The organism is Pseudomonas sp. B21-019, assembly GCF_024749225.1.
Classification (GTDB): Bacteria; Pseudomonadota; Gammaproteobacteria; order Pseudomonadales; family Pseudomonadaceae; genus Aquipseudomonas.
The window spans coordinates 258,734-271,832 of record NZ_CP087193.1 but is presented as its reverse complement, the minus strand read 5'-3'; the positions used below and the strand labels follow the sequence as shown (position 1 = coordinate 271,832).

The window sequence follows — 13,099 nt, the reverse complement described above, 5'->3', positions numbered from 1 at the left end:
CGCTCCTACAAATCACCGATCACTTCGTGGCGGCGCCATCCGGAACGAACACGTAGCCCACGCCCCAGACGGTCTGGATGTAGCGCGGTTTGGACGGATCGGGCTCGATCATCCGGCGCAGACGGGAGATCTGCACGTCGATGGAACGCTCCAGGGCATCCCACTCGCGGCCACGGGCCAGGTTCATCAGCTTGTCGCGGGTCAGCGGTTGACGGGCGTTCATGACCAGGGCCTTGAGCACCGCGAACTCACCGGTGGTGAGCATGTGCACTTTATCGCCACGCTTGAGTTCGCGGGTGGCCAGGGACAGCTCGTAGTCACCGAAGGTCACGCTTTCGTCTTCGCTGCCCGGCGCACCCGGCACCGGTGCTGCCTGGCGCCGCAGCACCGCTTTGACCCGGGCCATCAGCTCGTCCGGGTTGAACGGCTTGGCCAGGTAATCGTCGGCGCCCAGTTCCAGGCCCTTGATACGGCTCAGCTCGTCGCCCTTGGCGGTGAGCATGATGATTGGAATCTGATTGTTCGCCGTGCGCAGGCGGCGGCAGGCGGTCAGGCCGTCTTCGCCGGGCAGCATCAAGTCGAGGACAACCAGGTTGAACACTTCACGCGCCAGCAGGCGGTCCATTTGTTCGGTGTTCGGGACGGCGCGGGCACGGTAGCCCTTGCTGACGAAAAAGCGTTCCAGCAGGCTGCTTAGCCCTGGATCGTCGTCAACGATAAGAATTTTTTCGCCTTCAGCAGTTTGTGCAGTGCTGCTCATTGGATGCTCCTTTGATCTCGGCGCGCATTATGGCGTAGCTGCCGTTATACGCACCGTGTGCATTGTTAGCAGATTTTTCCTTCACCGCCAGGAAACCAGTCTTTTCGCCTACAGCCTGCAATGCCCCCGAATGACAGAACGCTGGTTATAATGCGCGGCCTTTTGTGTCAGGCAACGTCTGATCGTTATTGCCGGTAACCGCTTTTTATTTTCATGGCGCTGGCAGTAATTGTTCGATTTCACGGGTCAACGGCAAGCCTGTTGATCCAGGTAGCGGCGCTCGCCAGGCCGCTCAACCAGACTCGCGAAGGCCCTATTTCCGCGCCTGCGAGCCTGCTTTCACAATTTGTCAGGTGGTTTTATGGACAGCATCAACAGCCGCATCGCCGAGGAACTCGGCGTCCGCCCACAACAGGTCGAAGCGGCCGTCGCGCTACTCGATGAAGGCTCCACGGTGCCCTTCATCGCCCGCTACCGGAAAGAAGTGACCGGCAGCCTCGATGACACGCAATTGCGTCATCTGGAAGAGCGTCTGCGCTACCTGCGAGAACTCGACGAACGGCGCATCAGCATCCTCGCCAGCATCGAGGAGCAAGGCAAGCTGACCCCTGCACTTGAGCGCGACATCAAGCTCGCCGACACCAAGACCCGCCTCGAAGACTTGTACCTGCCGTACAAGCAGAAGCGCCGCACCAAGGGCCAGATCGCCCTGGAAGCCGGCCTCGGCGAACTGGCCGACGGCCTGTTCAACGATCCAACCCTGAACCCGGAAACCGAAGCGGCGCGCTTCATCGACGCCGAAAAAGGCGTGGCCGATGCGAAGGCCGCCCTCGAAGGCGCCAAGTACATCCTCATGGAGCGCTTCGCCGAAGACGCCGGTCTGCTGGACAAGCTGCGCAATTACCTCAAGCAGGAAGCCACCCTCAGTGCCCGCGTGATCGCCGGCAAGGAAGAGGAAGGTGCCAAGTTCCGCGACTACTTCGAACACGACGAACCACTGAAAAGCATGCCGTCCCACCGCGCACTGGCGATTTTCCGTGGCCGCAACGAAGGCATTCTCAGCTCCGCGCTGAAAGTCGGTGACGAGCTGCCGGGCACCATGCACCCGTGCGAAGGCATGATCGGCCAGCAATTCGGCATCCAGAACCAGAACCGCGCCGCCGACAAATGGCTGGGCGAAGTGGTGCGCTGGACCTGGAAGGTCAAGCTCTACACCCACCTGGAAACCGACCTGCTGGGCGAGCTGCGCGACGGTGCGGAAACCGAAGCGATCAACGTGTTCGCCCACAACCTGCACGACCTGCTGCTGGCCGCGCCGGCCGGCCCGCGTGCCACCCTGGGCCTCGACCCGGGCCTGCGCACCGGCTGCAAGGTGGCCGTGGTCGACGCCACCGGCAAGCTGCTGGACCACGCCACGGTTTACCCGCACGTGCCGCACAACAAGTGGGACCAGACCCTCGCCGTGCTCGCTGCCCTGTGCGCCAAGCATTCGGTGGACCTGATCGCTATCGGCAACGGCACCGCCAGCCGCGAAACCGACAAACTGGCCGCTGAACTGATCAAAAAATACCCAGCCATGAAGATGACCAAAGTCATGGTCTCCGAGGCTGGTGCATCGGTTTACTCGGCCTCGGAACTGGCTTCCAAGGAATTCCCGGACCTGGACGTGTCGATCCGTGGCGCGGTGTCCATCGCTCGTCGCTTGCAAGACCCGCTGGCGGAGCTGGTGAAGATCGATCCGAAATCCATCGGCGTTGGCCAATACCAGCACGACGTGTCGCAGCTGAAACTGGCGCGCGGCCTGGACGCAGTGGTCGAAGACTGCGTGAACGCCGTGGGCGTGGACGTGAATACTGCATCCGTGGCGCTGCTGGCGCGCATCTCCGGCCTCAACGCGACCCTGGCGCAGAACATCGTTGCCCACCGCGACGAGCACGGTGCGTTCAAAACCCGTGCGGCATTGAAGAAAGTCGCCCGCCTGGGTGAAAAAACCTTCGAACAGGCCGCCGGCTTCCTGCGCGTAATGAATGGCGACAACCCGCTGGATTCGTCGGCGGTTCACCCGGAAGCCTATCCGCTGGTGCAGCGCATTGCCGCTGAAACCGATCGCGACATTCGCTCGCTGATCGGCGACGCCGCGTTCCTCAAGCGTCTGGATCCGAAGAAGTACACCGACGAAACGTTCGGCCTGCCGACGGTCACCGACATTCTGCAAGAGCTGGAAAAACCTGGCCGCGACCCGCGTCCCGAGTTCAAGACCGCCGAGTTCCAGGACGGCGTCGAAGACCTCAAGGACCTGCAACTGGGCATGATCCTCGAAGGCGTGGTCACCAACGTGACCAACTTCGGTGCCTTCGTCGACATCGGCGTGCATCAGGACGGTCTGGTGCACATTTCCGCGCTGTCGGAGAAGTTCATCAAGGATCCACGCGAAGCGGTGAAGGCCGGTGATGTGGTCAAGGTGAAGGTCATGGAAGTCGATATCCCGCGCAAACGCGTTGGCCTATCGATGCGCATGAGCGACACCCCGGGAGAGAAAATCGACGGTGCCCGTGGTGCACGTCCGGGGTCGGCTCCGCGCCAATCCCAGAACACCGCGCCGCGCAAGGAAACCCCGGTAGCGGCCCCGACCAACAACGCCATGGCGTCGCTTTTCGCCAACGCCAAGCAGTTGAAGAAACGCTGATGGAGATCCCGGCCGGCTTGACCGAAAGCGCGTTTTTCAAGCTGCTGGGGTGTCGCTTGCACAGCCTGGAAACCGGGGTGGCGCAAGTCGCCCTGGCGCTGGAGCCACAGTTGCGCAATCGCGGCGGCAAGCTGCACGGCGGGGCCTTGTTCAGTCTGGTGGACATTGCCATGGGGCTGGCCTGCTCCAGCACCCACGGCTTTGACCAGCAAAGCGCGACTATCGAGTGCAAGATCAACTACATCCGCGCAGTCGCCGACGGTGAAGTGATGTGCACGGCCAGGGTGATCCACCCGGGCCGCCGCACGCTTGTCGTCGAGGCCGATGTGATGCAAGGCGACAAACTGGTCGCAAAAGCACAAGGCACGTTCGCTGTCCTGTAGCCCCCAATCATCAATTTGAGTTAATTTCGGCGCTGTGACTACAGCGTCGGAGTTTCTCTGGGAGCGCCTGTGGCGAGGGGGCTTGCCCCCGTTTGAGTGCGTAGCACTCACAAGATCTTGAAACATCAGAGGTTTTGGGGCTGCTTCGCAGCCCAACGGGGGCAAGCCCCCTCGCCACGGGCCCGTTCCCAGCGGGGATTGCGGCGCTGGCTGATAGCAGGCCAGTGCGGCCCGAAAACCAGGCGAAAACGCCAGTTTCAACTTCACCCTTGTAGACCGTCTTGCCCACCCCCATATTGGGGCGACTGACGCGTGAAGGAATCCAACTTGAGCGAACTTCTCAACCGCCGCCTGGCTCTGCTCGGCGAGCGCGCTAACCTCTCTCTGCTCGAACAGTGCCTTCACGGCATCGAACGTGAATGCCTGCGCGTGACCGGCGAAGGTCGCCTGGCGCAAACACCGCACCCCGAAGCACTGGGTTCCGCGCTGACCAACGAACAAATCACCACCGACTATTCCGAGTCGCTGCTGGAGTTCATCACGCCAGCCCTGCCAGACCCGGCGCAGATGCTGGCGAGCCTGGACAGTATTCACCGTTTTGCCTACAGCAAGCTCGGCAACGAGTACCTGTGGAGTCCATCGATGCCGTGCCCGTTGCCGGCCGAGGAAGACATCCCGATCGCCTATTACGGCACCTCCAACATCGGTCAGCTCAAGTACGTCTATCGCAAGGGCCTGGCCCTGCGGTACGGCAAGACCATGCAGTGCATTGCCGGGATCCACTACAACTTTTCCCTGCCGGAAAAGCTCTGGCCGCTGCTCAAAGAGGCCGAAGGCTTTGACGGCACAGACCGCGACTTCCAATCGTCGGCCTACATTGCGCTGATTCGCAACTTCCGTCGCTACAGCTGGCTGCTGATGTACCTGTTCGGCGCATCCCCTGCGCTGGACGCCGGTTTCCTGCGCGGTCGCTCGCATCAGCTGGAACAACTGGATCCGGACACTTTGTACCTGCCGTACGCCACCAGCCTGCGCATGAGTGATCTGGGTTACCAGAGCAACGCCCAGGCCGGTCTGACGCCGTGCTACAACGACCTGACCAGCTACACCGACAGCCTGCGCAAAGCGGTGGCTACGCCGTATCCACCGTACGTCGAGGTGGGTACGCACAAGGACGGTGAGTGGGTTCAGCTCAACACCAACATCCTGCAGATCGAAAACGAGTACTACTCCAACATCCGTCCGAAGCGCGTGACCTACACCGGCGAACGGCCGATTCAGGCGCTGGTGGCCCGTGGCATCCAGTACGTCGAAGTGCGCTGCCTGGACATCAACCCGTTCCTGCCGATGGGCATTGACCTCACCGAGTCACGGTTCCTCGACGCTTTCCTGCTGTACTGCGCACTGAACGACAGCCCGCTGCTGACCAGTACCAGCTGCGGTAACGCAACGTCGAACTTCCTCAGCGTGGTCAAGGAAGGTCGCCGTCCGGGCCTGCAATTGCAACGCGACGGGCAAGCGGTGGACATGAAGGAATGGGCCGGCGAATTGCTGGAAAAGATTGCGCCACTGGCGGCGCTGCTGGATCAGAGCCATGGCGGCGATGCCCACAGCAAGGCGCTGGACGCCCAAATGGCCAAGGTCCAGGACTCGTCCCTGACGCCATCGGCCCAGGTGCTGGCGGCGATGGCCGAACACAAGGAAAGCTTCGCCCAGTTCTCCTTGCGCCAAAGCCAGGTGCATGCAGAGTTTTTCTGCAGCGAGCCGCTTTCAGGTGAAGAACAGGCCAGGTTTGAAGAGTTGGCGCGTTCGTCGTTGGCTCAACAGGCTGAGCTTGAACAGAACGAAGTCGGCGATTTCGATGTGTTTGTCGGGTCGTATCAGGCGAGCATTCTGGCGATCAGCAATTAGACGTAAACCTCTGTGGCGAGGGAGCTTGCTCCCGCTCGGCTGCGCAGCAGCCGTAAAATCTGCGACGGTGTTTAATCTGACACAACACCTTCGCTGTTTTTGGGAGTCCTTCGGCCTGGAGCGCCAGCCCGGTCCAGCGGGAGCAAGCTCCCTCGCCACAAGAGCAATACACGACTATTCTCCCTTAGAATTTTCCGCTCATAAGCTCATTCTAAAAAGTTATTTATTTTAAGTTTCTTATATCATTTAGTCTCCTTTCTCGCCGGCTTTCGGTCGTCTGAAAAGGAGCTTCCCGATGAAACTGACTTTCCCCCTTCGCCTCCTGGCGGCCGCGTCGTTGGCTGCGGCGAGTTTCCTGGCTCAGGCGGCAGATGTGACCGTCGCCTACCAGACCACCGTTGACCCGGCCAAAGTCGCCCAAGCCGACGGCGCCTACGAAAAAGCCACCAAAGCCGATATCAACTGGCGCAAATTCGATAGCGGTGCCGACATCATCGCCGCCATCGCTTCCGGCGATGTGCAGATCGGCTACCTCGGTTCCAGCCCCCTGACAGCGGCAATCACCCGCAAAGTCCCGGTGGAAACCTTCCTCATTGCCACCCAGATCGGCGCTGCCGAAGCATTGGTCGCGCGCGACGGTTCCGGGATCAAGACCCCGCAAGACCTGATCGGCAAGAAAGTCGCCGTACCGTTCGTCTCCACCGGCCACTACAGCCTGCTGGCCGCGCTGAAACACTGGAACATCGACCCGTCGAAAGTCACCGTGCTCAACCTCGCGCCGCCAGCCATCATCGCGGCATGGAAACGCGGTGACATCGACGCCACCTACGTGTGGGATCCGGCCCTCGGTGTGGCCAAGGAAAACGGTAAAGTGCTGATCACTTCCGGCGAGCTGGCCAAGTTCGGCGCGCCGACCTTCGATGCCTGGATCGTGCGCAAGGACTTCGCCGAGAAGCATCCGGAGATCGTCACCGCATTCGCCAAAGTGACCCTCGATGCCTACGCCGACTACCGCAAAGACCCGCAAGCCTGGCTGGCCAATCAAAGCAACGTCGACAAACTGGTGAAACTCTCCGGCGCCAAGGCCAGCGATATTCCGCTGCTGCTGCAAGGCAACGTGTATCCGCTGGCGGCTGATCAGGTGATCACCCTCGGTGCGCCGACCACCAAAGCCATTACCGACACTGCGGCGTTCCTCAAGGAGCAGGGCAAGGTCGAGGCCGTGCTGCCGGACTACGCGCCGTACGTCAGCGCCAAGTACATCACCAACTGATCGGGAGTTAACCGCGATGGCTTTGCTACAGCTGGAGCGCATCAGCGCACAGTACCCAGGCAGCACGGAACCTGTGCTGGCGGATATTTCCCTGAGCCTTGGGCCCCAGCAGTTGCTGGTCGCCCTCGGCCCTTCCGGCAGTGGCAAGACTTCGCTGTTGAACCTGATTGCCGGTTTCGTCGAGCCCAGCGCCGGGCGCATCACCCTTGACGGCGTGCCGGTCAAAGGCCCGAGCGCCGAGCGCGGCGTGGTGTTTCAGGACGACGCCCTGCTGCCTTGGCAGGACGTGCTGGCCAACGTCGGTTTCGGTCTGGAACTGGCCGGCATTCCCCGGGACAAACGTGAAATCCGCGCCCGGGAAATGCTCGCGCTGGTGGACCTTTCCGGCTTCGAAAACCGCCGCATCTGGCAACTCTCGGGCGGGCAGAAACAACGTGTCGGCCTGGCCCGCGCCCTCGCCGCCGACCCTCGGGTGTTGCTGATGGACGAACCCTTCGGCGCCCTGGATGCCTTCACCCGCGAACAGATGCAGGAGCTGCTGTTGCAAGTCTGGCAACGTACCGCCAAACCGGTGTTCCTGATTACCCACGATATTGAAGAAGCGGTGTTCCTCGCCACCGACCTGATTCTGCTGGCGCCGAATCCCGGGCAAATCGTCGAGCGTCTGAGCCTGGATTTCGGTCAGCGTTACGCCGCCGGCGAGTCGGCGCGCTCGATTAAATCCGACCCGCGCTTTATCGAAACCCGCGAACACGTGCTCGCCAAAGTGTTCTCCCAACGCAGTGCCGTCCAGCGGCAGGAGCGCGCATGAGCAGTTATGGAATTCCCGCCGCAACGGTGAAACCCGGTTCAAAGGTGAAGGGCTCGGCGGTGATTGCGCTGCGCCGCCGTATCAGCACGCGCTGGATCAGTGTGTTGACCCTGATCGCACTGTTGACGATCTGGTGGGCCGTCACCGCCACCGGATTGATCGAACCGCTGTTCCTGCCGCCCCCCTCCGCCGTGCTGCAAAAAGGCTGGTTGCTGGTGACCAGCGGCTACATGGATTCGACCTTGTGGCAGCACTTGGGCGCGAGCCTCAGCCGCATCGGTTTGGGCCTGGGCTTCGCGGTGCTGACCGCCGTGCCGGTCGGCATTGCCATCGGCCACAACCGAATTGCTCGCGGCATTCTCGATCCGCTGATCGAGTTTTACCGCCCGATTCCGCCCCTGGCCTATTTGCCGCTGATCGTGATCTGGTGCGGCATCGGTGAGCTGTCGAAAGTGTTGCTGATCTACCTGGCGATCTTCGCCCCGATAGCCATCGCCACCGCCACCGGCGTGCGCACCGTCGACCCGGCGAAATTGCGCGCTGCACAGTCGTTGGGTGCGACTCGGGCGCAGTTGATTCGCCATGTGATTCTGCCCAGTGCCTTGCCGGACATTTTGACCGGTGTGCGCATTGGCTTGGGTGTGGGTTGGTCGACACTGGTCGCCGCCGAGTTGATCGCCGCCACCAGCGGTTTGGGCTTCATGGTGCAGTCGGCCGCGCAGTTCCTGGTCACCGATGTGGTGGTGCTGGGGATTCTGGTGATCGCGCTGATCGCCTTCGCCATGGAAATGGGCCTGCGCGCCCTGCAGCGCAAACTGGTGCCGTGGCATGGCCAGGCTCACTGAATATTCAACCAGTGGGAGCCTGTGTGGCGAGGGGGCTTGCCCCCGTTTGAGTGCGTAGCACTCACAAGATCTTTGGTACATCAGAATTTTAAGGGCTGCTTCGCAACCCAACGGGGGCAAGCCCCCTCGCCACAGGTCGCTCCCACAGTCGGCGCCCTGGATTGAAGAGAACCGCCATGAGTAACTTGACCATCGTCCCCCTCAGCTGCGCCCTCGGCGCGCAAATCAGCGGCGTCGACATCAGCCAGCCGCTGAACGTGGAACAACGCGACGCCATCGAGCAGGCGCTGCTCAAGTATCAGGTGCTGTTCTTCCGTAACCAGCCGATCGAGCCACAGCAACAGGCGCGATTCGCCGCCTATTTCGGCGACCTGCATATTCATCCGATCTACCCGAACGTGCCGGAACAACCGGAAGTGCTGATCCTCGACACCGCCGTCACCGACGTGCGGGACAACGCGATCTGGCACACCGATGTGACGTTCCTGCCGACCCCGGCGATGGGCGCGGTGCTCAGCGCCAAGTTGCTGCCGGAGTTTGGCGGCGACACCCTGTGGGCCAGCGGCATTGCGGCGTATGAAGCGTTGTCCGCGCCGATGAAAACCTTGCTCGAAGGGCTGACCGCCACTCACGATTTCACCCGTTCGTTTCCACTGGAGCGCTATGGCAACACGCCGGAAGCCCTGGCCCAATGGGAAGAAGCCCGGCGCAAGAATCCACCGCTGTCACACCCGGTGATTCGCACGCACCCGGTGAGCGGGCGTCGTTCGTTATTCGTCAATGAAGGGTTCACGTCGAAGATCAACGAGTTGTCGGAAACCGAGAGCGAAGTAGTTCTGAAGTTCTTGTTCGCCCACACCACACGGCCGGACTTCACCATTCGCTGGCGCTGGCAGAAAGACGACATCGCGTTCTGGGACAACCGCGTGACCCAGCATTACGCGGTGGATGATTACCGCCCGGCACGGCGGGTGATGCAGCGGGCGACGGTGTTGGGGGATGTGCCGTTTTAAGATCAAAAGATCGCAGCCTTCGGCAGCTCCTACATTGACCGCGTTCGCCGCAAATATTGCGGTCAACCATCGATTCTGTAGGAGCTGCCGAAGGCTGCGATCTTTTGCTTTTTCAGGTTACTCAGCCATCGAAGGCTTCTCCCAAAGGTTGATCCCGCCCTCCTGGGCAAATCGATCAATCTCCGCCAGTTCTTCCACGCTAAAACTCAGGTTCTTCAACGCCCCGACGTTCTCGATGATCTGCTCCGGCCGGCTCGCGCCGATCAGCGCCGAGGTCACCCGTGGGTCGCGCAAGGTCCAGGCCAGCGCCAACTGCGCGAGGCTCTGACCGCGGCGTTTGGCGATTTCATTGAGCGCCCGCACTTGGGCGATGTTGGCTTCGGACAGGTGAGAGGACTGCAATGAATCACCGCCCGGGCGATTGACCCGCGCATCCTTCGGAATGCCATTGAGGTATTTGTCGGTCAACAGGCCCTGCGCCAACGGTGTGAAGGCGATCACGCCGGTACCGAGTTCGTCGGTGACATCCAGCAGGTCCTTTTCCACCCAGCGATTGAGCAGGTTGTAGGCCGGCTGGTGGATCAGCAGCGGGACTTTCCACTCCTTGAGCAACGTGGCCATTTCCCGGGTTTTCACCCCGGAGTAAGACGAGATGCCAATGTACAACGCCTTGCCCTGTTGCACGGCGGTGGCCAGTGCGCTGGCAGTTTCTTCCAGCGGGGTGTCCGGGTCAAAACGGTGGGAATAGAAGATGTCCACGTAATCGAGGCCCAGGCGTTGCAGGCTCTGGTCGAGGCTGGCCAGCACATATTTTCGCGACCCGCCGCCCTGGCCGTAAGGGCCGGGCCACATGTCCCAACCGGCCTTGCTGGAGATGATCAGCTCGTCGCGGTACTGCTTGAAGTCTTCACGCAGCAACCGGCCGAAGTTGATCTCGGCGCTGCCGTACGGCGGGCCATAGTTGTTGGCCAGGTCGAAGTGGTTGATGCCCAGATCGAACGCCGTGCGCAGCAACGAGCGCTGTATGTCGATCGGCGTGCTGTCGCCGAAGTTGTGCCACAGCCCCAGGGACAGTGCCGGCAGCACCAGCCCGCTGCGGCCCACGCGGCGGTATGGGATGGAGTCGTAGCGGTTTTCGGCAGCGGTGTAGGTCATCGAATCCTCTCTTGTGGGTCTTGAATGGGGTATCGACTGCTTTCCAAGCTGCCCAGCATACGCCCAGACAAACGCCAGGAAACCCCGGATTCGACTAATTGCTGAAACGTTTCATAGATTTTCGGTCTTGAGAGTGATCGTTCCCACGCAGGAGCGTGGGAACGATCGGTAGGCCGGCAGTTATTGAGCCCCTGCAAACACCTCCCCCAACCAATCCACAAACACCCGAACCCGTGGCGACATGTGTCGGTTATGCGGATACAACACCGAAACCGGCATCGATGGCGGCGGTGTGTCGGTGAGGATTTCCTGCACCAACCCTTGGCCAATCTGCGTTTCCATTCGGTAATGCGGGCACTGAATCAGCCCCAATCCGGCAATTGCCGAGGCCGCATAAATCTCCGCACCGAACACCGACAACGCTCCCTCGATGGCCACTTCTTTCAGCTCGCCATCCACCATGAACTCGAATGGAAACAGCTTGGCCGTGGTGCGCGAAACGTAGTTCACCGCGCGGTGGTTTTTCAGGTCTTCGAGGTTTTTCGGTTCGCCGTATTTACGCAGGTAAGCCGGGCTGGCGCAGGTGATCTGGCGCAGGTTGGCGACACGTTTACCGATTAGCGCCGAATCGCCCAAGGTGCCGGCGCGCAACACGCAATCAACGCCTTCGGCGATCAGGTCGACGAAGCGGTCGGCTTCGCTGATGGACAACTCGATGTCCGGGTAGCGCGCCATGAATTGCGGCAACGCCGGGATTACAAAATGCTTGGCCAACGTGCCATGCAGATCCACCCGTAATCGGCCTTTCGGCGCAACGCCGCGAAATGCCAGTTCGGCTTCTTCCAGTTCTGCCAACAACTGCACGCAACGCAAGTAGTACGCCTCGCCATCCAGCGTAGGACGGACCTTGCGCGTGCTGCGCTCCAGTAAACGGGTACCGAGCCAGGCTTCGAACTGATTCAGCGTATGGGTCAGGGTGGCACGCGGCAGGTTCAGGTCATCGGCCGCGAGCGTGAAGCTGCTGCGCTCGTAGATCCGCACGAAAACCTTCATCGCCTTGACTTGATCCATACGGCGCTCCTGACGATCGATTGTTGGCGATTATTGAACAGTAAAGGCAACTCTCGTGCATCTATCACCCTGAGTAAACATGTGAATCTGGCTCCACACCCCAGCCACTCCAAGGAATCAACGCCATGACTACTCAAACTTCGAAAGTTGCCATCGTGACCGGCGCCTCCCGCGGCATCGGTGCCGTGATCGCCCAGCAACTGGCCAGCCAGGGTTTCGCCGTCGCCATCAACTACGCTAACAGCGCCACCGTGGCGTCGGCACTGGTGGTAAAACTGCGTCAGGCCGGTCACCGGGCCATAGCGATCAAGGCTGATGTGGCCAACGCCGACGATGTACGCCGGCTATTCGACGAAGCCGAAACCCAACTGGGCAAGGTCGACGTGCTGGTCAATAACGCCGGCATCCTCAAAGTGCTGCCGCTGGCGCAACACAGCGACGAACTGTTCGACCAGAACTTCAACATCCACGCTCGCGGCACTTTCAACACTCTGCGTGAAGCGGCAACGCGCCTGAACAGTGGTGGCCGAATCATCAACTTCTCCAGCAGCACCGTCGGCATGAACCTGCCGGGCTATGCGGTGTACATCGCCAGCAAGGCGGCAGTGGAATCCCTGACCCAAGTGTTCGCCAAGGAAATGCGCGGTCGCAACATCACTGTCAACGCCGTGGCCCCGGGCCCGGTCGCCACCGACCTGTTCCTGCACGGCAAGAGCGAAGAACAGATCCAGACCTTCGCCAAGATGCCACCGCTGGAACGCCTGGCTCAGCCAGAAGACATCTCCCGCGTCGTGTCCTTCCTGGTCGGCCCGGATTCGGCCTGGGTCAACGGGCAAATCCTGCGCGTTAACGGCGGGTTGGTTTAACTATGCTCGATGTATTGGGCCGTAAGGCAGCACACATCTGAAGGACGGAACGCATCATGCACACCACGATCATCATCTTCTTCGGCCTGATCCTGCTGGCACTGATGCTGTTCATCGGCGAGAAAATCGGTTTCTCCCGTCAGACCCTGGCCTACAGCTTTGTCGTGCTGTGGCTGGCGTTGACCTTGATCAACGGCGCAGTCGGAATGGTCAACGCTGGCCAACCGTTGAGCGCGGAACTGGTGGTGGGCAGCGCGGTGTTCGGCGTACCGGTGGCGGCACTGGTGCTGTTCATGGTGTTGAGCAGCGAGACCTGAGCGCCACC

12 protein-coding genes are annotated in these 13,099 nt (G+C 61.1%); 9 read left to right on the top strand and 3 right to left on the bottom strand.

Annotated features, from left to right (window positions below; genetic code table 11):
• Nucleotides 1-19: 19 nt before the first annotated feature.
• Nucleotides 20-760 (bottom strand): two-component system response regulator OmpR, encoded by a 741-nt coding sequence (ompR, locus tag LOY36_RS01150; protein WP_007939544.1) that lies wholly within the window; start codon nucleotides 758-760, stop codon nucleotides 20-22.
• A gap of 361 nt (nucleotides 761-1,121) precedes the next feature.
• Here ompR and LOY36_RS01145 point away from each other — a divergent pair, with 361 nt between their 5' ends.
• The 7 genes from LOY36_RS01145 (at nucleotide 1,122) to tauD (ending at nucleotide 9,682) form a co-directional block, all read left to right on the top strand.
• Nucleotides 1,122-3,446: a Tex family protein gene (locus LOY36_RS01145; RefSeq protein ID WP_258671962.1), complete on the top strand. Its 2,325-nt coding sequence runs from the start codon at nucleotides 1,122-1,124 to the stop codon at nucleotides 3,444-3,446.
• On the top strand, nucleotides 3,446-3,829 hold the full coding sequence (locus LOY36_RS01140) for a PaaI family thioesterase (protein ID WP_258671961.1): 384 nt from the start codon (nucleotides 3,446-3,448) through the stop codon (nucleotides 3,827-3,829). Before LOY36_RS01145 ends, LOY36_RS01140 begins: the two co-directional genes overlap by 1 nt.
• 327 nt (nucleotides 3,830-4,156) lie before the next feature.
• Complete coding sequence (gene gshA / locus LOY36_RS01135; RefSeq protein ID WP_258671958.1) at nucleotides 4,157-5,740, top strand: glutamate--cysteine ligase; 1,584 nt, start codon at nucleotides 4,157-4,159, stop codon at nucleotides 5,738-5,740.
• 295 nt (nucleotides 5,741-6,035) lie between these two features.
• Nucleotides 6,036-7,013, top strand: a complete 978-nt coding sequence (gene tauA, locus LOY36_RS01130) for a taurine ABC transporter substrate-binding protein (protein WP_258671957.1) — start codon at nucleotides 6,036-6,038, stop codon at nucleotides 7,011-7,013.
• Between the two features lie 16 nt (nucleotides 7,014-7,029).
• Nucleotides 7,030-7,824: a taurine ABC transporter ATP-binding subunit gene (gene tauB / locus LOY36_RS01125; RefSeq protein ID WP_258671955.1), complete on the top strand. Its 795-nt coding sequence runs from the start codon at nucleotides 7,030-7,032 to the stop codon at nucleotides 7,822-7,824.
• Nucleotides 7,821-8,669 carry a taurine ABC transporter permease TauC gene (gene tauC, locus LOY36_RS01120; RefSeq protein ID WP_258671954.1) on the top strand — a complete coding sequence of 283 codons (849 nt, stop codon included), beginning with the start codon at nucleotides 7,821-7,823 and terminating at the stop codon, nucleotides 8,667-8,669. The genes tauB and tauC overlap by 4 nt, the downstream gene beginning before the upstream one ends.
• Nucleotides 8,670-8,845: 176 nt before the next feature.
• The gene (gene tauD, locus LOY36_RS01115; RefSeq protein ID WP_258671952.1) at nucleotides 8,846-9,682 is read left to right on the top strand and encodes a taurine dioxygenase; all 837 of its coding nucleotides are present in this window, start codon (nucleotides 8,846-8,848) and stop codon (nucleotides 9,680-9,682) included.
• 117 nt (nucleotides 9,683-9,799) lie between these two features.
• Here tauD and mgrA read toward each other — a convergent pair whose 3' ends face one another.
• Both mgrA and LOY36_RS01105 read right to left on the bottom strand, forming a co-directional pair.
• On the bottom strand, nucleotides 9,800-10,837 hold the full coding sequence (gene mgrA, locus LOY36_RS01110; RefSeq protein WP_258671949.1) for an L-glyceraldehyde 3-phosphate reductase: 1,038 nt from the start codon (nucleotides 10,835-10,837) through the stop codon (nucleotides 9,800-9,802).
• Nucleotides 10,838-11,017: 180 nt separating this feature from the next.
• Nucleotides 11,018-11,908, bottom strand: coding sequence for a LysR family transcriptional regulator (locus LOY36_RS01105; RefSeq protein ID WP_258671947.1), 891 nt, complete (start codon nucleotides 11,906-11,908; stop codon nucleotides 11,018-11,020).
• A 125-nt stretch (nucleotides 11,909-12,033) separates the two neighbouring features.
• Here LOY36_RS01105 and LOY36_RS01100 point away from each other — a divergent pair, with 125 nt between their 5' ends.
• Both LOY36_RS01100 and LOY36_RS01095 read left to right on the top strand, forming a co-directional pair.
• Complete coding sequence (locus LOY36_RS01100) at nucleotides 12,034-12,774, top strand: SDR family oxidoreductase (RefSeq protein WP_258671945.1); 741 nt, start codon at nucleotides 12,034-12,036, stop codon at nucleotides 12,772-12,774.
• 56 nt (nucleotides 12,775-12,830) lie between these two features.
• Nucleotides 12,831-13,091: a hypothetical protein gene (locus LOY36_RS01095; protein ID WP_018929330.1), complete on the top strand. Its 261-nt coding sequence runs from the start codon at nucleotides 12,831-12,833 to the stop codon at nucleotides 13,089-13,091.
• Nucleotides 13,092-13,099: the final 8 nt, after the last annotated feature.

What these genes read in the sequence shown, in the direction of transcription:
- LOY36_RS01140 (WP_258671961.1), top strand. Translation starts at nt 3,446, where the DNA reads ATGGAGATCCCGGCCGGCTTGACCGAAAGCGCGTTTTTCAAGCTGCTG.
- tauD (WP_258671952.1), top strand. Translation starts at nt 8,846, where the DNA reads ATGAGTAACTTGACCATCGTCCCCCTCAGCTGCGCCCTCGGCGCGCAA.
- LOY36_RS01145 (WP_258671962.1), top strand. Translation starts at nt 1,122, where the DNA reads ATGGACAGCATCAACAGCCGCATCGCCGAGGAACTCGGCGTCCGCCCA.
- mgrA (WP_258671949.1), bottom strand. Translation starts at nt 10,837, where the DNA reads ATGACCTACACCGCTGCCGAAAACCGCTACGACTCCATCCCATACCGC.
- LOY36_RS01100 (WP_258671945.1), top strand. Translation starts at nt 12,034, where the DNA reads ATGACTACTCAAACTTCGAAAGTTGCCATCGTGACCGGCGCCTCCCGC.
- tauB (WP_258671955.1), top strand. Translation starts at nt 7,030, where the DNA reads ATGGCTTTGCTACAGCTGGAGCGCATCAGCGCACAGTACCCAGGCAGC.
- LOY36_RS01105 (WP_258671947.1), bottom strand. Translation starts at nt 11,908, where the DNA reads ATGGATCAAGTCAAGGCGATGAAGGTTTTCGTGCGGATCTACGAGCGC.
- tauC (WP_258671954.1), top strand. Translation starts at nt 7,821, where the DNA reads ATGAGCAGTTATGGAATTCCCGCCGCAACGGTGAAACCCGGTTCAAAG.
- tauA (WP_258671957.1), top strand. Translation starts at nt 6,036, where the DNA reads ATGAAACTGACTTTCCCCCTTCGCCTCCTGGCGGCCGCGTCGTTGGCT.
- ompR (WP_007939544.1), bottom strand. Translation starts at nt 760, where the DNA reads ATGAGCAGCACTGCACAAACTGCTGAAGGCGAAAAAATTCTTATCGTT.
- LOY36_RS01095 (WP_018929330.1), top strand. Translation starts at nt 12,831, where the DNA reads ATGCACACCACGATCATCATCTTCTTCGGCCTGATCCTGCTGGCACTG.